At 70.3% G+C, this 17,589-nt stretch carries 14 protein-coding genes; 4 read left to right on the top strand and 10 right to left on the bottom strand.

Annotated elements, in window-relative coordinates; genetic code table 11:
• Positions 1-83: 83 nt before the first annotated feature.
• The 6 genes from BJ961_RS36315 to BJ961_RS28700 all read right to left on the bottom strand — a co-directional run bounded on the left by BJ961_RS36315 (position 84) and on the right by BJ961_RS28700 (position 7,525).
• Positions 84-2,996, bottom strand: a complete 2,913-nt coding sequence (locus BJ961_RS36315; RefSeq protein WP_271415692.1) for a coiled-coil domain-containing protein — start codon at positions 2,994-2,996, stop codon at positions 84-86.
• Positions 2,997-3,011: 15 nt separating this feature from the next.
• Positions 3,012-4,574, bottom strand: coding sequence for an RICIN domain-containing protein (locus BJ961_RS36310; protein WP_271415691.1), 1,563 nt, complete (start codon positions 4,572-4,574; stop codon positions 3,012-3,014).
• A gap of 450 nt (positions 4,575-5,024) precedes the next feature.
• Positions 5,025-5,222: a DUF397 domain-containing protein gene (locus tag BJ961_RS28715; protein ID WP_271415690.1), complete on the bottom strand. Its 198-nt coding sequence runs from the start codon at positions 5,220-5,222 to the stop codon at positions 5,025-5,027.
• Positions 5,191-6,027 carry a helix-turn-helix domain-containing protein gene (locus tag BJ961_RS28710; protein ID WP_271415689.1) on the bottom strand — a complete coding sequence of 279 codons (837 nt, stop codon included), beginning with the start codon at positions 6,025-6,027 and terminating at the stop codon, positions 5,191-5,193. Before BJ961_RS28710 ends, BJ961_RS28715 begins: the two co-directional genes overlap by 32 nt.
• Before the next feature lie 189 nt (positions 6,028-6,216).
• Positions 6,217-7,038 carry a serine hydrolase domain-containing protein gene (locus BJ961_RS28705; RefSeq protein WP_271415688.1) on the bottom strand — a complete coding sequence of 274 codons (822 nt, stop codon included), beginning with the start codon at positions 7,036-7,038 and terminating at the stop codon, positions 6,217-6,219.
• 19 nt (positions 7,039-7,057) lie between these two features.
• Positions 7,058-7,525, bottom strand: coding sequence for a GNAT family N-acetyltransferase (locus BJ961_RS28700; protein WP_271415687.1), 468 nt, complete (start codon positions 7,523-7,525; stop codon positions 7,058-7,060).
• A gap of 110 nt (positions 7,526-7,635) precedes the next feature.
• On the opposite strand from BJ961_RS28700, the gene BJ961_RS28695 reads away from it, so the two are divergent.
• Positions 7,636-8,133, top strand: a complete 498-nt coding sequence (locus BJ961_RS28695; protein ID WP_271415686.1) for a MerR family transcriptional regulator — start codon at positions 7,636-7,638, stop codon at positions 8,131-8,133.
• Positions 8,130-9,146, top strand: coding sequence for an aldo/keto reductase (locus tag BJ961_RS28690; RefSeq protein WP_271415685.1), 1,017 nt, complete (start codon positions 8,130-8,132; stop codon positions 9,144-9,146). The genes BJ961_RS28695 and BJ961_RS28690 overlap by 4 nt, the downstream gene beginning before the upstream one ends.
• Before the next feature lie 121 nt (positions 9,147-9,267).
• Here BJ961_RS28690 and BJ961_RS28685 read toward each other — a convergent pair whose 3' ends face one another.
• The 3 genes from BJ961_RS28685 to BJ961_RS28675 all read right to left on the bottom strand — a co-directional run bounded on the left by BJ961_RS28685 (position 9,268) and on the right by BJ961_RS28675 (position 12,156).
• Entirely contained in the window at positions 9,268-10,137 is an 870-nt protein-coding gene (locus BJ961_RS28685; RefSeq protein ID WP_271415684.1) for a DUF4429 domain-containing protein, read from the bottom strand.
• 66 nt (positions 10,138-10,203) lie between these two features.
• Entirely contained in the window at positions 10,204-11,424 is a 1,221-nt protein-coding gene (locus BJ961_RS28680) for an alpha/beta hydrolase family protein (RefSeq protein ID WP_271415683.1), read from the bottom strand.
• A 54-nt stretch (positions 11,425-11,478) separates the two neighbouring features.
• Positions 11,479-12,156: a TetR family transcriptional regulator gene (locus tag BJ961_RS28675; RefSeq protein WP_271415682.1), complete on the bottom strand. Its 678-nt coding sequence runs from the start codon at positions 12,154-12,156 to the stop codon at positions 11,479-11,481.
• 131 nt (positions 12,157-12,287) lie between these two features.
• On the opposite strand from BJ961_RS28675, the gene BJ961_RS28670 reads away from it, so the two are divergent.
• Positions 12,288-13,880, top strand: a complete 1,593-nt coding sequence (locus BJ961_RS28670; protein WP_381161298.1) for an MFS transporter — start codon at positions 12,288-12,290, stop codon at positions 13,878-13,880.
• A gap of 279 nt (positions 13,881-14,159) precedes the next feature.
• The gene (locus BJ961_RS28665) at positions 14,160-14,468 is read left to right on the top strand and encodes a small hydrophobic protein (protein WP_271417196.1); all 309 of its coding nucleotides are present in this window, start codon (positions 14,160-14,162) and stop codon (positions 14,466-14,468) included.
• 299 nt (positions 14,469-14,767) lie between these two features.
• Here BJ961_RS28665 and aceE read toward each other — a convergent pair whose 3' ends face one another.
• Positions 14,768-17,515 (bottom strand): pyruvate dehydrogenase (acetyl-transferring), homodimeric type, encoded by a 2,748-nt coding sequence (gene aceE / locus BJ961_RS28660; protein ID WP_271415680.1) that lies wholly within the window; start codon positions 17,513-17,515, stop codon positions 14,768-14,770.
• Positions 17,516-17,589 lie beyond the last annotated feature (74 nt).

The raw sequence follows: 17,589 nt of genomic DNA, 5'->3' as shown, positions 1-17,589 counted from the left end.
TGGGTGATTCCGAAGTGTGCCGGGGTGGGCTCCGTGTGAAGCCCATCCCGGCACATGTGCGGCAGTTCGTGATCGGTTGCTCTCTACCGGAAGGCCGCGCCCACGTTCGTGTAGTGGCCTGGCATGCCCCGGAGCTCAGTTATCTCCACATGGGAGAAGCCCGCTCTCTGGGACATCTTTCCGGTGAACGTCGCCAATGCCGCCTCTTCGAGTGACGCGCCGCCTCGGACGGCGGCGTTGAAGGAATCGAGATTGTCGCTCAAGTCGCCGCCATTCTGCCAGTAGGCTTTGACTCCCTTCACGTTGCTGCCGTAGTGGGCAAGTGCGGCGTTGAACATTTCACTTCCCCTCGGTGTGTCGCTGCCCGCCTTGATGACGAACGAGACGAGCCCGTCCTTGTCGATGTCGGCGACGATCCCAAGTCCGCTGGGATAGACGTCGATGTAGGTGGGACAGCTGACGTTTCGAACGAGAGCGGGAGTCTCGCCCGCGGGGCTGTGAACGGGCTGGCGACCGCGTGTCTTGGCGGCCAAGCCGCTTTTGAGGCAAAGATTCCTCAGCTGCTGGAAGGACGCTCTGGTGATGCCTGCGACGGCGGCTTCGGGCAGACCGAGTGAACGCAGGGCCTTGTAGGCGTCGGTGAAGCGGATGCCGGTCTTCGCGGCGGCGTCGACCGCCTTGACCGCGTCCGCGATCGGCCTGATGAACTTGCCCGCGAACAGGCTCGCGACGTCCACGGCGGCCCATCCGCAGCCGCCCCAGCTGCCGCTCGCGCCGCCCGGGACGATCTTCTGGGCGCACTTGATCCAGCTGCCGAAGAGGATGTCGACCGGGTCGACGCCCTCTTGGTACTCGGCGATCGTGATGTTGTGGGTGACCTCGGTGGACAGCACGTCGGAGGTGTATTCACCGAGGTAGACCGTCGCGCCGGACGGGCACATGTACTGCGACGCGTCCAGGTCCTCCGCCGTGCACAGGTAGAGGTCGAACACCTCCTTGTAGCGGAGCTTCGTGGTCATGGTGCAGTCGCCGTTGTAGAAGAGCTCGTCGATCCAGCCCTCGCAGCCGTCCGACTGCTTCACGACTTCCGGTTCGCCGATCTTCTCGATGTGGTCGACCACGTAGAACACGTCGCCGATGGGAGCTCCGGCCTGGTCGACAACCGTTCCCTTGTCGATCTGTTCTGCGTTCGCTTCCTTCTCGGCCTGCTCGGCTGCCTGCTGAGCCGATTCGGCGTACTTCTGGGCGTCCTTGGCGGCCTCCTCCGCCGCCGCAGCCTCGGTGGCGGCGTGGTCGGCGGCGTCCCGGGCGTCCTTGGCCGCCTGTTCCGCCGTGTCCGCAGCACTGCGGGCGGCCTCGGCGTCCAGGGCTGCGGCATCGGCGGAGTCGCGGGCGTCTTCCGCGTGGCCCTCGGCCCGGCCGGCCGCGCTGTCGGCCGCTGCCGCGTCCTTGGTGGCCTGGGTGTCGTAGGCGATGGTGCGGGTGAGTGACTCTGCGGCCTGGGCCGCGTACGAGGCTGCTTCTGCCGAGTACCCCAAGGCTTCCTTGGCGGAGTTGCGTGCGTCCGCCGCGTAGCCGAGGGCTTCGGCGGCCAGTGTGTAAGCGGCCTTGGCGTCACCGCTTGCCGCGTTGGCCACGCTCTGCGCCTGGGCGGCCGACTCCACCGCGTTCTGCGCGTGCGCCTCGGCGACGGCCTGCTGCTGTTCGGCGATCGTCTTCGACGACTGTCCGGTCAGTACGGCGAGTCCGGCGGCCGAGTCGGTGGTGACATACGGCGATCCGAGCTGGATGGCGTCGTTGGCCGGTGCGACGACCTGCGCGGCCGAGTTGCCGGCGTCCACCGCCGCCTGCGCGGTGGTGTAGGCGTAGCCCGTGGACTCGTTGGCACCGGCGAGCGCGGTGACCGCCTCGGCCTTGGCCGCGTCCGCCTCCTTCTTGGCGTCGGCGGCGTGCTGCTCGGCGTCGTCGGCCAACTCCACCGCCGTACGGGCCGCCGTCGCGGCGGTCTTGGACGCCTTGATGGCATCCGCCGCCGTACTGGTCGCGGTCCTCACCGCGGCGTCCGCCGTCAGCTTGGCGGCCTGGGCGGCGTCGGAGTCGGCCCGGGACCGCTTCGCCGCGGCCTCCGCCCGAGTGGCCGCCGCGTCGGCATCGGCTGCTGCCTTGGTCGCCTTGTCCGCCTCGGAACGGGCGGCGACGGCCGCCGTCTCCGCGTCGTCGGCGGCGGCATCGGCGTCGTTGGCCGCCTTCCGGGCCTCCTGCGCATTGTCCTCGGACGCGGACGCCTGGGCATAGGCCTCCTTGGCGTCGGCCTTGGCCCGGGCGGCGTTCGCCTTCTGCTCGGCGTCCCAGGCGTCGTCGCGCAGGGCTTTGGCCTTGTCGCGGGCGGCCTCCGCGCCCTTGCGCTTCTCGGTGGCCGTGGTGTCGGCGGTCTCCGCCCGTTCCTTGGCGTCCTTGGCCTCGGTCGCGCGTTGCTGAGCCTTGTTCTTGTGCTCCGCGGCCTCGGCCTGCTTCTGTGCCGCGGTCTCCTTCTCGGCCTTGGCGGTGGCCTCCTCCTTCTCCGCGGCGAGTCGCTTGGCGTGGGCCGTGGCCGCGGCGGCCTTCGCGTCGGCTTCGGCGTTCTGCGTCTCGGTGAGTTTGGCCTTCGCGGTGTCGCGGGCGGCCTTGGCGTTGCTCGCCTGGACGGCGGCGGCGTCGGCTGCGGCCTTCGCCTGTTCCTTGGCCGCCCGGGCGGCGGCGGTACGGAAGGCAGCCTGCGTACCGGCCGCCTGCGTCACTGCCCGTGCGGCGATCGTCGCGCTGTCACCGGCGGAGGCCTTGGTGGCGGCCAACGCCGTTTCACCGGCCTTGATCATCGCGTTCAGCGCGGCGGAGGACGCCTTGGTGACCTGGTCCTTCTGCTGGCCGACGAGCAGAGCCCGGCCCCGGGGCGCTCCCATGCTGTCGGCGATGCCGTAAGCGGTGTTCAGAAACTCCTCGGAGTCCGCTGCCGCCACGCCCGCGATCTGGGCCTACCGCCTGATCACGCCAAGCTGCTCGGCGGCCTTGGCACGGGCGTTCGTGATGCCCTTGGTCGCTTGGGTGAACTGACCGGATGTCGGGTAGTCCAGAGCGTCCGTCCCGTTGTGCCCGGACGCCACGATGTCGAACTTCTGTGGGTCGGTGCCGTTGCACTGCCACAGCCACGCGTCCTGGCTGTTGGCGTAGGTGTGCAGGTCCAGGCACTTGCCGCTGCCCGTGTTCCGCAGATGGGTGGTGCGGTTGGGGGTGAACTCCCAGCCCTGGGCACCGTTCTGCTTGCACGTCCACTGCTGGATGCGGGTGCCGTCGGCCGTCCCGTCGCGGTTCACGTCCAGGCACTTGCCGGAGTTGACGTTCACCAGCGAGTCGCCGTCGACCCGCCACTTCTGGTTGGCGCCGCCGTTGCAGGTGTACATCTGCACCACGGCGCCGTCGGCCTTCGAGTTGCCCGCGACCTCCAGGCACTTGTCGGAGGCGGCGTGGATGTGGACGATCATCGGGCTGTCCCCGATCCAGCCCGCTCCACCCGGCGACCAGTAGTCCTGCCAGCGCGCGAGGTGGTCGGCAGTCCAGGACTGGCCCAGCATCTCGCCCAGCGCCTTCGCGCCCGTGGCCAACGCCTTCGTCGCGTCCCGGTTGGCGTCGATGATCTGGTTGCGGGGAATGGCCTGTTCGGCGACTTCCCGCTGCCACTCCACCGATGCCGTTGCCACTTCCTGGCCGAGGACCTTGCCGGGGTCGATCGGATTGGTCCACGTGCAGGCCGCGAACCGTGTCTTCAGGTCCTCGACAGCCAGACGGAACGCCAGACTTCCGGGCTCCGGAGGGGAACTGGGGAATCCGCCGACGGACAGGAACAACCGGGCGTCGTCCTCGCGCATGCCGGAGAAGAGGTCACCGGTGAGCAGATCGTCGAAGGCATGTTCCTGCTCGACGGCAAGTGCCCACTCCTCCGACGACATCGAGGGGTCGTACACGGCGTCGCCGTAGAGCGGGGTACCCAGGTCCGTGACCGCCTTGACGGTCGCGTCGTCGGCCTTGGCGGAGGGATCCTCGTAGAAGCGGGCCTCTTCCTTCCACCACTGCTCTCCAAGCCATGTCGAGTAGCCGACTTGGTCGAAGAAGTCAGCACCGCCGCCGGAGCCGGGCGGCCAACTGAAGTCGGTCACGGATTTGAAGCCGCCCGGAGTCGAGAGACCGGACAACGCGTCCTGCCAGGCCTGCACCCGCGGGTCCAGCGTCGCGCTCTCCAGGTCGATGAGCTCCCTGTCCTTGACGTAGGCCAACGCCAGAGGGGTGTCGTTCCAGTACTCCTGGTCTGCTGCGACGTGCAGTTGTTCGGGAGTCTGGTTCAGGGCTGTCTGGGCGACGTCGCCCATTTCCGGGCCGCCGAGCCGCAGTGCACCGGCCATCAGGCACTGGTCCTGCCGCAGTTGCTCGGCGGCGTCGGCGTCGAAACCGTCGTAGCTGTCGGCGACGGCACTGGTGCCGGGCAGAGGGCCGTCGGAAGGGGGTTCGGGGCCGATGAGTCCGGCGACCACGGCGCCGATCACCGTTAGGGGTATGAGGGGCGCGGAGGCGACACGCAGTCGTCGGGCACCGGATCTGCCGGGCGGGCCGTCAGATGGTCTGCGGGGACGTCTGAGACGCACAGGAGCATCCTTCGTCGATGACGGAGACGGACGAAGACGCCCCGGACGAAGGAACGGAAGGCACGACGAATCCCGTCACCACGCCTGCGGCAGTCCACGGCCGTCCTGTGACCGCGCACCGGAGGAGGGGCTCCCCACCCGGCACGTCGGGTCACTGTAGGCATGCGCCATGATCACGTCACAAGATCGCGAACGGCGTCCGGCTGAAACGCAATTGTGGAGAAGTAGTGGTGATTATGCGCGGATTCTGCGTGCCACCTGCGGGGATGTTGTGCTGGTCGGTGGATTCGATTGATGGAGGTTGACCCGAATACGCCTCTCGGTACTGTCGGCCGACAGGTGCTCTGCGGACTACCGCAGGCCGTCGACGAACGCCTGCCAAGCGTGTGGGCCGAGGGTGACGACCGGACCGGCCGGGTTCTTGCTGTCGCGCACGGGGACGGTGCCGGTAGGGCAGTTCTCGGCGACCTCGACGCATTCGCCGCCGTTGCTTCCGCTGTAACTGGACTTGCGCCACTCAACATTGCTCAGTGCTGTGCGGGACCGCATAGCGTTCCTCCATCACGCGGGTGATCAGTCTCGCCGAGTCCTCGGGGGAGAGGGCTGAGGCTTGCAGCCGAGCGTAGCCGAATGAACGTTCCTTGATCACGTCCGGACTGGCGGTCATGTGCCCGCAGTCGTAGCCGTCCTTGTAGAAGAGGTCAGGGTCGGCGTCGAACCTCAGCAGCGTGAACGTACCCATCATGCCCGCGTGTTGGCCCACGGCAAGGGGAAGGACCTGGATCTGAACCCAGGGGGCAGCCGCGAACCCCAGCAAGTGGGCGAGTTGGTCGCGCATGACCTCCGGCCCGCCGATCTCGCGCAGCAGTGCCGCCTCGTCCAGGATGACCCACAGTGCGGGCGGCTGGTCGCGCTGGAGGATGCGCTGGCGTTCCAGCCGGGCGGCGACCATCTCGTCCACGTTGCCGCCCTCGACGCCGAGCACTGCCCGCGCGTACTCCTCCGTCTGCAGCAGCCCGTAGACCAACTGCGCCTGGTACGTGGAGATGTACGCCGCCTTCGCCTCCATCTCCGCGTACGGCTGGAACCACGTGGGGAGTTGGCTGCGCAGGACGAGTCCGATCAGCCGGGAGAACAAGCCGTCCGTGCCCAGCGCGGCGTCCACCCGCTCGGAGAAGTCCCGCGTCGGGACCTTCTTCGTGGTCTCGATCTGGCCGATCAGCGAACCGGTGCAGAAGATGATGTCGCCGAGCTGGCCCTGCTTGAGGCCGTGGGCCTCGCGCTGGCGGCGCAGCTCCCAGCCGTAGTAGTCGAGCGGGGACGCGGTCGGGTCGAGGGACTGGATGTTGGCCACTGCGGCACCTCACTCCGGGACTGCCGGGACTGCGGACGGCAACACCTCGCGGCGTTCGTCTCCGTGCGTAGTCGAGCGTACGCAGCGCGACGCAGTGTTGTGGCGCGAATCACGCAACCGGTCCGCGGGCGACGGACGCCGAGAGCCGGCACCGCGCCGAGCGCAGTCTGCTCGGCCCGGTGAGGCGCGTCAGCCCCGTACCTCCGCCAGCACGGCGTCCGTGAACGGCGGCCACGCCTCGACCGCCCAGGGGCCGAACGCCCGGTCGGTGAGCGCCACGCAAGCGAGTGCGGCGTCCGGGTCGAGCCACAGGAACGTACCGGACTGGCCGAAGTGCCCGAAGGTGCGGGGCGAGGAGGACGCGCCCGTCCAGTGCGGGGACTTGCCGTCGCGGATCTCGAAGCCGAGACCCCAGTCGTTGGGGTTCTGGTGGCCGTAGCCCGGCAGGACGCCCTTCGTGCCCGGGTACTGGACCGTCATCGCCTCGGCGACCGTGCGCGGGTCCAGCAGCCGCGGTGCCTGGACCTCGGCGGCGAAGCGCAGCAGGTCCCCGACCGTGGACACGCCGTCCTTCGCCGGGGAGCCGTCAAGGGAGGTGTGCGCCATGCCCAGCGGCTCCAGCACGGCCTGCCGCGCGTACTCGGCGAACGGCATGTCCGCCGCCTTCGCGATGTGGTCGCCGAGCTGCTCGAAACCGGCGTTGGAGTACAGCCGGCGGTCCCCGGGCGGGGCCGTCACCCGGTGTTCGTCGAAGGCCAGGCCCGAGGTGTGGGCGAGCAGGTGGCGGACCGTCGCCCCGGGCGGACCGGCGGGCTCGTCCAGCTCGATCGCGCCCTCCTCGTACGCCACCAGCGCCGCGTACGCCGCCAGCGGCTTGGTGACCGAGGCGAGGGGGAAGCGGTGGTCGACGGGGCCGTGGGTGCCCAGGGCCGTGCCGTCGGCCCGTACGACGCCCGCCGCCGTGGTGGGAACCGGCCAGTTCTCGATCAACGCCAAGCTCTTCAGGGACATGCCGTCGAGCCTAAGCGGCTCAGAGGTACAGCCGCATCGAGGGGGTCGCGTCGCGCGTGAAGCCCATCGACGCGTACAGGGGCTCGGCGTCGGGGGAGGCCGTGAGCATGACGTGCCCGGCGCCGCGCTCGCGGAACCAGGCCAGCAGCTCGTCCATGCACGCGCGCGCGTACCCGCGACGCCGGGCGTCCGGGTCCGTGGCCACGCTGAAGACGTACCCGAGCAGCCCGCCCGGCCTGCCCGGCCCGCCGATCCGGTACTCCAGCGTCCCCACCACCAGCGCCGCCAGGGCGCCGGGCCGCTCCGGGTGGTCGACGACGAACGCGGCGAACCCCCCGTCCGGGCCGGCCAGCCGGTCCCGCAGCGCGGGCAGGGAAGCGGCCTGCCAGTCGGTGGGCGAGTCGGGGCTCATCGCATCGATCATCACCTGACGCAGACGGAGCACTTCCTCCGCGTCATCGGCCGCGGCACGGCGTACGGGACTCATGACGCGCACGCTAGCGACCGGCCCGGCCGGTGTCCCGCGGATTTCCCACCGGCCGTTTCTTACCGGAGCCGCTTGCCTGGAGTGCACTCCAAGGTCATAGCGTTGAGGTCATGACGGTGATGCAGACCACGGCCGGGACCCTCGGCCCGAACGCCACCACGAACGCCACCAGGACGGACGTCTGCTCGGCCCCGCCCCGGCGCCACCCGTGCCCCGACGGCCAGGACCGCTACACGATCAGCGAGGTCGTCGCCTTCACCGGACTGACGGCCCACACGCTGCGCTGGTACGAGCGGATCGGCCTGATGTCCCACATCGACCGCTCGCACACGGGGCAGCGCCGCTACAGCAACCGCGACCTGGACTGGCTCGACTTCGTCGGCAAGCTGCGGATGACCGGCATGCCCGTCGCCGACATGGTGCGCTACGCCGCGATGGTGCGCGAGGGCGAGAGCACGTACCTCGACCGGCGGGAACTGCTGGAGTCCACCCGCCGCGACGTGCTGACCCGGATCGCCGAACTCCAGGACACCGTCGCCGTACTCGACCGCAAGATCAGTTTCTACGGGGACGCCGGACGTGCCCGTGAAGGGGAGAGGAACCGATGACCGACAGCAGGATCCCGACGGCACGGCTCGGCGACGGCGGCCCGGAGGTGGGCATCCAGGGCCTCGGCTGCATGGGCATGAGCTTCGCGTACGGCCCCTCGGACGCCGACGCCTCGCGCGCCACCCTGGAACGGGCCCTGGAACTGGGCGTCACGCTCTACGACACGGCCGACGCGTACGGCGACGGCGACAACGAGCGCTTCCTCGCGCCCTTCTTCGCCGCGCACCGCGACGAGGTCGTCGTCGCGACCAAGTTCGCCCTGTCGATCCCGCCCGACGACCCGACCCGGCGGATCATCCGCAACGACGCGCCGTACGTCCGAGAGGCGGTCGAGGCCAGCCTGCGCCGCCTGGACCTCGACGCGATCGACCTCTACTACATGCACCGGCGCGACGTGAACGTGCCGATCGAGGAGACCGTCGCCGTCATGGCCGACCTGGTCCGCGAGGGCAAGGTCAAGCACCTCGGGCTGAGCGAGGTGACGGGCGAGGAACTCCGGGCGGCGCAGGCGGTGCACCCGATCGCCGCCGTGCAGTCGGAGTGGTCGCTGTTCAGCCGGGACATCGAGGCGGGCGTGGTACCGGCCGCCCGCGAACTCGGCGTGGCCCTCGTCCCGTACTCGCCGCTCGGCCGGGGCTTCCTCACCGGCTCCTTCGCCAACGCCGAACAGGACCTCACCGACGGTGACTTCCGCCGCCAGCAGCCCCGCTTCACCGGCGACAACGCGGCGGCCAACGCGGCCCTCCTCGACCCGGTCCGCACCGTCGCCGAGGCCCACGACGCCACCCTCGGCCAGATCGCTCTGGCCTGGGTCCAGCAGCGCGCCGAGGTCCACGGCCTGCCGGTGATCCCGATCCCGGGCACCCGGAAGCCGACCCGGGTGGAGGAGAACACGGCGGCGACCGGCATCGTCCTGACGGAGGCCGAGCTGTCCCTGCTGGAGCCGATCGCGGACAAGGTCGCGGGGGACCGCTACGCGGACATGACGTTCACGTCAGCCGGACGGGAGTAGAGAAGCGCCCTGGGGGGGCGTACCCCGAAGGGGCGCGGGGAACTGCGCGACCAGCCACGAACAACCGGCACCCGAAAACGAAAGAGAACCCGGCAGACGCCAGAGCTAAACCCGGCAGACGCTAAAGCTCCGCCAGCAACTCCGCCTTCTTCGAGGAGAACTCCTCGTCCGTCACCAGCCCCTGCTGGTGCAGCTCCCCGAGATGCCGGATCCGCTCGGCGATGTCGGCCGGGTCCCGCCGGGGCGCCGGCACCGGAACCGGCACCGGGGCGCTCGCGCCCCGCTCCCGCACCGCCGCCAGCACCGCCGCGGCGAACGGCAGCGACTCGTGCACCGGCCCGTACCCGAGCCCGAACACGACCGCCGCCGGATCCTGGTCGGCCTGGGGGAGGGCGGGGGCGGCGGCCGACGCGTCGGCGTCGCGGGGCAGCAGCCGCAGGTACCCCTCGAGCAGCTCGGGGGACCGCCACTCCACCCCGCCCAGGTCGGTGACCGGGAAGCTCTGGTCACCGGCCTTCCACTTCGCCGACGAGGCGCCCGTCCACGACCACCGGAAGGACACCGCCTTCCCGTCGAAGGCGGCCTTCCCGTCGTATGCCTTGAAGTGCAGCGGCGCCTCGGGCGCGGCCACCAGGTACCGCTCGGACCGGCCGGACCCGGTCAGCAGGGCCCGCAGCTCGTCGGCGTAGTACTCCGCGAGCGTCTCCCGTTCGGCCGGCAGCACGAGCCGGTAGGGGTCGCCGCTCTCCTTCAGCTGCCCGGCCGCCGCCTCGATCAGCGGATCGGCGCCCGCACGCGGTGCGACGCGCAGCACGACGGTGCCGCGCCTGCCGGGCGTGAGGGTCACGCCCTCGATCGCCTCCAGGGGCACACGGCGTTCCCCCAGGGCCTGGAACAGCTTGGGTGTTCGAATCCCCCGTTCGTAACGGATGAGCACGGAGTCGGACTCGAACTCCCAGGCGGCATGAAATCCGGCCAGTACGTCACCCATGCGGCTCATCGTATGCGGCACGAGCCTCTTCGTCCCCTCCCCGTGCAAACCGGAGTTTCTACGCCTCTACGCGCGTCCGGCCGCCGTCGCCACGGACAAACCCGCCCGGCATGTGTCGCCTTCTCCGGCGCAGGCCACCGTGCGGTATGCGCCAACGCCGATCCCCGCGAAGTTCCGCAGGCTGTCCGTGCCGGGGACGAAGTAGCCGCTGTGCCCCTGGGCGTCCCGCGCCGACAGCACCCGCGCCCCGAACGCGGCGGACACCGGATCGGCGCCGTGTCCGAGGCCGCCGACCTCCAGGTAGGGCACGTCCTGGATCCAGTCGTCGGCGTCCCGCATCGCCCAGACGCGGGCGGAGGTGTCCAGGCGGGAGGCGGTCTCGGCCCGCATCCCGGGGCTGCCGGCCACCGCTATGTCGGTCACCCGGCCCGGCAGCGAGTCGGCGGCGACCCCGCACACCACCGAGCCGTAGCTGTGGCAGAAGAGGGAGACGGGGGCCCGGCCGGGCAGCGCGCGCAGCAGGGCGTTCAGCCGCACGGCCCCGTGTTCGGCGCGGTTGGCGGTGGCGGCCTCCATGCCGAGGCCGCTGGGGGAGGTGTAGTCGGCCCAGGCGATCACGGCCGTGCCGGTGCCGGGGCTCGCCGCGCGCTCGGCCGCGTACAGCGACTCGGCCATGCCGACGGGCGCCGCGTACTTCTTGCGGTCGGTGCGCTGGAAGGTGAGCAGTTCGGTGTCCACGCCGGGCACGACGACGGACACCCGGTCGGCGCGGTTCAGGTCCCCGAAGACCTCGGCGACCTTGCCCGAGCCCGCCGGGTCGAAGGCGAGGACGTGCCGGTCGGGGTCGAGCAGCGCGTCGTAGTTGTGCACGCGCCGGCCGGCCTCGCGCTGACCGGCCGGGGACAGCCGCTCGTCGTGCACGCGCGTGCGCTCCACCGACCGGGCCTTGTGCAGGGCGGCGCGGTTGGCGAGGTAGCGCAGCTGGACGGGGGCGCCGTTCATGTTGCCGACGGCCAGGGGGTAGCGGCGGGCGAGGCTCGCGCGCTGGCGTTCGGTGAGCGAGGCGAAGAAGCGGGCCAGCCGGGCGGGCGCCGCCTGCGCGTCGGGAAGCCGCCGGCCGTCCATCCGGCCGTGCTCCCAGGCCGTGACCGACGCTTCGAGTGCCGTCGGGCCCCGATGGTTGCGCAGGGCGGTCCAGCCGGTGGTCGCCAGCATCACGAACACCACGGCCAGGGCGAGCAGTGCGCGCCAGACGTTCAGCTGCGGGGAGGTGTCGAAGGAAGTCACTGGGAGGACACCCTAGGAGAACGGGAGTGTCTCGCGTGAATCCAGTGACACGGATCACGTTTCGTGCCAGTCCCCGGTGAGCGCGGGTGCCACCTGATCCAGGTAGGAGGCCGTCAGGTCCCGCAGCGCCGCGAGGCCGGCGTCGTCCCGCGCCGACCAGATCCGTTCGGTCACCCGCATCACCGCCCCGAAGACGGCCACGACCACGCGGGGCCGCGGGTCCGCGTCCACGTCGAGGCCCTCGCGGTCGGCGACGACGCGGGCGATCTCCTCCTCCAGCTCGGTGGCGCGGCGCAGATGGGCGGCGAGCAGCGCGGGCGTCGACTCGATCACCCGGTAGAACCGCATGTGCAGCTCGAGCGGGATCAGCTGCTCGACGGCCCCTCCGATGGTGTTCCAGCTCTCCGAGAGGGCCAGGCGCAGCGCGTCCAGGGGCGCCTCCTCGGGCGGGCGGGCACGTACGGTGTCGACGAAGTGCGACTCCGCGAGCCGCGACACGAAGAAGGCGGCGTCCTCCTTGGAGGCGAAGTAGCGGAAGAAGGTGCGCTGCGAGACGTCGGCGGCCTCGGCGATGTCGTCGACGGTCGTCTCCTCGTAACCGTGCGCGGTGAACAGTTCGAGGGCGGAGCGCAGCAGCAGGTCCCGGGTGCGCTGCTTCTTGAGTTCGCGCAGGCCCGGACGGGGGGCCGACGGTGGGGTCTCCACCGTCGCCGACGCGCCGACCACCTTCAAAACTTCTCTCCTTCGTGCCGTTTCCGCAGTTCAGGCTATACGGGGATGTCGTGTCAGTTACTGACTGGTGAATTGGTTTGTCAACTGTCAGTGGCTGTCATTAGCCTCGCGGTATGACTAGTCAGACCACCATGGACAAGACGGGACCGGGTGACGGCACCCCGGCGGGTTCGACGCCCGCCACGGGATGGCGGGGCCATCCGTGGGTCACCCTCGTCACCGTCGCGGTCGGGGTCATGATGGTGGCCCTGGACGGCACCATCGTGGCGATCGCCAACCCGGCCATCGGCAAGGACCTCGGCGCCAGTTGGTCCGAGCTGCAGTGGATCACCAACGCCTACTTCCTCGCGCTCGCGGTCTCCCTGATCACCGCGGGCAAGCTCGGTGACCGCTTCGGCCACCGGCAGACCTTCCTCATCGGCGTGGCGGGCTTCGCCGCCTCCTCCGGTGCCATCGGACTGTCCGACAGCATCGCGATGGTCATCGTCTTCCGGGTCTTCCAGGGCCTGTTCGGCGCCCTGCTGATGCCGGCCGCGCTCGGCCTGCTGCGGGCCACCTTCCCGGCCGAGAAGCTCAACATGGCCATCGGCATCTGGGGCATGGTCATCGGCGCCTCCACCGCGGGCGGCCCGATCCTGGGAGGCGTGCTGGTCGAGCACGTCAGCTGGCAGTCGGTGTTCTTCATCAACGTGCCCGTCGGCATCCTCGCCGTGGTGCTCGGCGTGCTGATCCTGCTGGACCACCGGGCCGAGAACGCCCCCCGCTCCTTCGACCTCCTCGGCATCTTCCTGCTGTCGGCCTCGATGTTCTGCCTCGTCTGGGCGCTCATCAAGGCGCCGGAGTGGGGCTGGGGATCCGGTCAGACCTGGTTGTTCATCGGTGTGGCGGTCGTCGGCTTCGTCGCGTTCTCCTTCTGGGAGACCAAGGTGCGGGAGCCGCTGATCCCGCTGGCGATGTTCAGGTCGGTGCCGCTGTCGGCGGGCGTCGTGCTGATGGTCCTGATGGCCATCGCCTTCATGGGCGGCCTGTTCTTCGTCACCTTCTACCTGCAGAACGTGCACGGCATGAGCCCGATCGACGCCGGCCTGCACCTGCTGCCGCTCACCGCCATGATGATCGTCGCCTCGCCGCTGGCAGGCGCGATGATCACCAAGTTCGGTCCGCGCGTCCCGCTCGCGGGAGGCATGGTGTGCACCGCGGTCGCCATGTACGGCATGTCCACCCTGGAGACGGACACCGGCAGCCTGGCGATGTCGGTCTGGTTCGCGCTGCTCGGTCTCGGTCTCGCGCCGGTCATGGTGGGGGCCACCGAGGTCATCGTGGGCAACGCGCCGATGGAGCTGTCGGGTGTCGCGGGCGGCCTCCAGCAGGCGGCGATGCAGATCGGCGGCAGCCTGGGCACGGCGGTGCTGGGCGCCGTGATGGCCTCCAAGGTCGACAGCGACCTGGCGGGCAACTGGGCCGACGCGGGACTGCCCGAGCTCACGCCGGCCCAGGAGGAGCTGACCGGCCAGGCCGTGCAGCAGGGCATCGCGCCGGTGCCCGAGGGCACCCCGGCCGAGGTCGCCGGGAAGATCGCGGACGTCGCACACGACACCTTCATCTCCGGCATGAGCCTGGCCTCGCTCGTCGCGGCCGGTGTCGCGGTGGTGGCGGTGTTCGTCGCCTTCCTCACCAAGCGCGGTGCGAACGCCGACGCGGGCGCCGGCGTCGGTCACATCTGACCGACTGACCGACTGACCGACTGACCGACTGATCCGCCGATCGGTGCCCGCGGAGTTCTCCGGCCCTGTCACCCGGTTCGCCCATCAGGGTGACAGGTGCCGAGAAGCCTCGCCCGCGCCGGACGTCGCAGGTCACAGTGGGTCAAGTCCTCCGCAGGGCACGGAGGCGAGAGGCTGCTGCGCGCCGCTGGAGGGGGGCGGCGCGCAGGCAGCACGTGCGAAGCAGGCATGACACGCCGCACGGGGGTACCCGAACTCCACGGAGAGTTCAGGGAGTTGATGATGACGAGCTTCGGACAGGGATCGCGCGGAAACCCCCGCTCACGTGGCCGGACGTGGTCACGGACCGGGCCGGACCGCGCGACACTCGCGGTCGTCGGAGTCGTCTGCGCGGTCGCCGGTTTCTTCGCGCTGGGCATCGTGCTCGGCCCCGCGGCGATCCTCTGCGGCTGGCTCGCGATGGGCCGCAGCTGGGCGGGTTCCCACCCGGTACCGGCCGTGGTCGCCGTGGCTCTGGGAGCCGTCGACACGCTCCTGGCACTCGTCGGGCTCGTCGGAGCGACGACTCCGGGCTACGGCATGTTCTAGCCCCTGCGGCGGCATCACCCGTCGCCCGGATGTTCCCACCCCCGTCCACCGCGGACGGGGGTGAGCCGTGTGCGCGACCCTGGCCGGCGTGTGTCGCACCGGCCCGGCGTACGCCCCGCACCCGGCCCTGCGTACGTCACAGGCGCCCGGCACAGTCGCGCCCGGCCCGGCGCACATCACCGGCGTACGGCACAGGCGTCCCGGCGTACGCGCACCGGCCGGGGCTCCGCGCGCCGCACCGGCCGGCAGACGTACCACCGCCCGGTGCCGCGCGTCCCTCGCCCTACGCGTCCCGCGCCCTACGCGTCCCCGCCGGCCGGCCCCGGGTCCGCCGCGGTCACGTCGAGCAGCCGGTACCGGTCGATCGCCTGCTTCAGCACCGACCGGTCGACCTTGCCCTCCCGCGCCAGCTCACTCAGCACGCCGACCACGATCGACTCCGCGTCGATGTGGAAGAACCGCCGCGCGGCCCCCCGGGTGTCCGCGAACCCGAACCCGTCCGCGCCCAGCGACTGGTACGTCCCCGGCACCCACCGCGCGATCTGGTCCGGCACCGACCGCATCCAGTCGGACACCGCCACGAAGGGCCCCTGCGCACCGGCCAGCTTCCGCGTCACGTACGGCACCCGCTGCTCCTCCTCGGGGTGCAGCAGGTTGTGCTCCTCGCAGGCCACGGCCTCGCGCCGCAGCTCGTTCCAGGAGGTCGCCGACCAGACGTCGGCGCGCACGTTCCACTCCTCGGCGAGGATCCGCTGGGCCTCCACGGCCCACGGCACCGCGACGCCGGACGCCATGATCTGCGCCGGGATGGAGCCGCCCGTGCCCTCACTGAAGCGGTACACCCCCTTGAGGATGCCCTCGACGTCCACGTTCTCGGGCTCGGCCGGGTGCCGGATGGGCTCGTTGTAGACGGTGAGGTAGTAGAAGACGTCCTCACCGTGCGGATGCCGCTCGTCGGCGCCGTACATGCGGCGCAGACCGTCCTTGACGATGTGCGCGATCTCGAAGCCGAACGCCGGGTCGTACGCCACGCACGCCGGGTTGGTCGACGCCAGCAACTGCGAGTGCCCGTCGGCGTGCTGGAGACCCTCACCGGTCAGAGTCGTACGCCCCGCCGTCGCGCCCAGGACGAAACCGCGCGCCAACTGGTCGCCCATCTGCCAGAACTGGTCGCCGGTGCGCTGGAAACCGAACATCGAGTAGAAGACGTACACCGGGATCAGCGGTTCCCCGTGCGTGGCGTACGCCGATCCGGCCGCGATCGCCGAGGCCGTGCAGCCCGCCTCGGAGATGCCGTCGTGCAGCATCTGGCCGTTCGGCGCCTCCTTGTAGGCGAGCAGCAGATCACGGTCGACGGACTCGTACTGCTGACCGAGCGGGTTGTAAATCTTCGCACTCGGGAAGAACGAGTCCATGCCGAACGTGCGGTACTCGTCCGGCGCGATCAGCACGAACCGCTTGCCGATCTCCTTGTCCCGCATGAGATCCTTCAGCAGCCTCACAAAGGCCATCGTCGTGGCGATGGACTGCTGACCCGACCCCTTCTTCACGGTCGCGTACGTCTTGTCGTCCGGCAGCGCGAGCGGCTTCGACCGAACGACGCGGGTCGGCACGTACCCGCCGCAGCCCAGGCGCCGGTCGTGCATGTACTGCATCTCCTCGGTGTCCCGGCCCGGGTGGTAGTACGGCGGCGGGCCGGACTCCAGCTCCTTGTCGGAGATCGGCAGGTGCAGCCGGTCGCGGAAGCGCTTGAGGTCGTCGACCGTCAGCTTCTTCATCTGGTGCGTGGCGTTGCGGCCCTCGAAGTTCGGGCCCAGCGTCCAGCCCTTGACCGTCTTGGCCAGGATCACGGTCGGCTGGCCCTTGTGCTCGAGCGCGGCCTTGTACGCCGCGTAGATCTTCCGGTGGTCGTGACCGCCGCGCCCCAGGTGCTGGATCTGCTGGTCGGTCATGTTCTCGACCATCGCGCGCAGCCGGTGGTCGTCGCCGAAGAAGTGGTCGCGGATGTACGCGCCGGACTCGGTGGCGTACGTCTGGAACTGACCGTCCGGGGTCGTGTTCATGCGGTTGACCAGCACGCCGTCGCGGTCCTGGGCGAGCAGCGGGTCCCAGGTGCGGTCCCACACGAGCTTGATCACGTTCCAGCCGGCGCCGCGGAAGACCGACTCCAGCTCCTGGATGATCTTGCCGTTGCCGCGCACCGGGCCGTCCAGGCGCTGGAGGTTGCAGTTGACCACGAAGGTCAGGTTGTCCAGGCCCTCGCGGGCGGCGATGGACAACTGGCCCAGCGACTCCGGCTCGTCCATCTCGCCGTCGCCGAGGTAGGCCCACACGTGCGACTTCGAGGTGTCCGCGATCCCGCGCGCGTGCATGTAGCGGTTCATCCGCGCCTGGAAGATCGCCCCGATCGGGCCGAGGCCCATCGAGACCGTCGGGAACTCCCAGAAGTCCGGCATCGACCGCGGATGCGGGTACGACGACAGCGCCTTCGGCGCCTTGGACTTCTCCTGCCGGAAGCCGTCCAGGTGCTCCTCGCTGAGCCGGTCCAGCAGGTACGCGCGCGCGTAGATGCCGGGCGAGGCGTGTCCCTGGAAGAAGACCTGGTCGCCGCCGTCGCCCTCGTCCTTGCCCCGGAAGAAGTGGTTGAAGCCCACGTCGTACAGGGAGGCCGAGGAGGCGAACGTCGCGATGTGGCCGCCGACGCCGATCCCGGGCCGCTGCGCGCGCGAGACCATCACCGCCGCGTTCCACCGGGTGGCGTTGAGGATCTTGCGCTCGATCTCCTCGTTGCCGGGGAAGAACGGCTCGCTCTTGGTCGGGATGGTGTTGACGTAGTCCGTGCTGCGCATCTCGGGGACGGCCACGCGCCGCTCGCGGGCCCGCTCGATCAGCCGCAGCATGAGAAAGCGGGCCCGCTCCCGGCCGCGCTCGTCGACGGCGGCGTCGAGCGAGTCGAGCCACTCCTGGGTTTCCTCGGGATCGAAGTCAGGAACCTGACTCGGAAGGCCGCCAATGATGATCGGACTGCGATCGGATGCGGAAGCCACGCTGTTCCTTCGCTCTCGGAGGGCCGATTCTGCCGGTTGTCTGCGCCGGACACCCGCTGGTTCCCCATCGTGGA

Origin of the sequence: Streptomyces lienomycini, assembly GCF_027947595.1 — a bacterium.
In the GTDB taxonomy this organism is placed as follows: Bacteria; Actinomycetota; Actinomycetes; order Streptomycetales; family Streptomycetaceae; genus Streptomyces; species Streptomyces lienomycini.
The sequence above is the reverse complement of the archived record's forward strand: the minus strand, read 5'-3'. Positions and strand labels throughout refer to the sequence as shown.

What these genes read in the sequence shown, in the direction of transcription:
- BJ961_RS28715 (WP_271415690.1), bottom strand. Translation starts at nt 5,222, where the DNA reads ATGCGGTCCCGCACAGCACTGAGCAATGTTGAGTGGCGCAAGTCCAGT.
- BJ961_RS28705 (WP_271415688.1), bottom strand. Translation starts at nt 7,038, where the DNA reads ATGTCCCTGAAGAGCTTGGCGTTGATCGAGAACTGGCCGGTTCCCACC.
- BJ961_RS28700 (WP_271415687.1), bottom strand. Translation starts at nt 7,525, where the DNA reads ATGAGTCCCGTACGCCGTGCCGCGGCCGATGACGCGGAGGAAGTGCTC.
- BJ961_RS28695 (WP_271415686.1), top strand. Translation starts at nt 7,636, where the DNA reads ATGACGGTGATGCAGACCACGGCCGGGACCCTCGGCCCGAACGCCACC.
- BJ961_RS28690 (WP_271415685.1), top strand. Translation starts at nt 8,130, where the DNA reads ATGACCGACAGCAGGATCCCGACGGCACGGCTCGGCGACGGCGGCCCG.
- BJ961_RS28685 (WP_271415684.1), bottom strand. Translation starts at nt 10,137, where the DNA reads ATGGGTGACGTACTGGCCGGATTTCATGCCGCCTGGGAGTTCGAGTCC.
- BJ961_RS28670 (WP_381161298.1), top strand. Translation starts at nt 12,288, where the DNA reads ATGGACAAGACGGGACCGGGTGACGGCACCCCGGCGGGTTCGACGCCC.
- BJ961_RS28665 (WP_271417196.1), top strand. Translation starts at nt 14,160, where the DNA reads ATGATGACGAGCTTCGGACAGGGATCGCGCGGAAACCCCCGCTCACGT.